This window comes from Oceanobacillus alkalisoli (assembly GCF_022213125.1).
GTDB lineage: Bacteria > Bacillota > Bacilli > Bacillales > Amphibacillaceae > Oceanobacillus > Oceanobacillus alkalisoli.
In genome coordinates this window covers 1-692 of the sequence record NZ_JAKNRA010000043.1, presented here as the reverse complement: position 1 = coordinate 692, position 692 = coordinate 1, and the positions used below count along the sequence as shown (strand labels likewise).

Below are 692 nucleotides of genomic sequence, written 5' to 3'. Positions count from 1 at the left end.
TACGTACTGTCCCATTACGGACAGTGGGTTGCCCCATTCGGAGATCTCCGGATCAACGTTTACTTACAACTACCCGGAGCATATCGGTGTTAGTCCCGTCCTTCATCAGCTCCTAGTGCCAAGGCATCCACCGTGCGCCCTTATTCACTTAACTAAGTTACAGTAAATATAGCTTGTTTTGCCTTGTTGGTCTGTTAAAGACCAATCTATTGAATCTAGCTTCAGCTCCTAGAAACTCCCGTCATAAGCAATGGTCTTCCAAACGCTAAAAAAACAAGCGTTTTCCAGCCCCTTGCTAGCGTTGCGTTTCTAAACGGTCGTTTCAGCCTTTTAATATGATGTCGTTGTTACTCTTATTTAGTTTTCAAGGTACAAATAGAGAGATTTGCTCTCTCAAAACTGAACCAAACAACCCAGTATGTTCCGAAAATAGTCTAGCTCCAGTGGCGTTCAACTAATGTCGAACGGCCACTTGCGCTTTCTTATTTATATCCTTAGAAAGGAGGTGATCCAGCCGCACCTTCCGATACGGCTACCTTGTTACGACTTCACCCCAATCATTGGCCCCACCTTCGGCGGCTGGCTCCAAATGGTTACCTCACCGACTTCGGGTGTTACCAACTCTCGTGGTGTGACGGGCGGTGTGTACAAGACCCGGGAACGTATTCACCGTGGCATGCTGATCCACGATT

Annotated in this window: 2 rRNA genes; both read right to left on the bottom strand. The window is 47.1% G+C overall.

Going from position 1 to position 692, the window contains the following annotated elements:
- Positions 1 to 154: ribosomal RNA gene (locus L3V42_RS18065) — 23S ribosomal RNA — on the bottom strand; the annotation flags it as partial.
- 344 nt (positions 155 to 498) lie between these two features.
- A 16S ribosomal RNA gene (locus L3V42_RS18060) occupies positions 499 to 692 on the bottom strand; the annotation flags it as partial.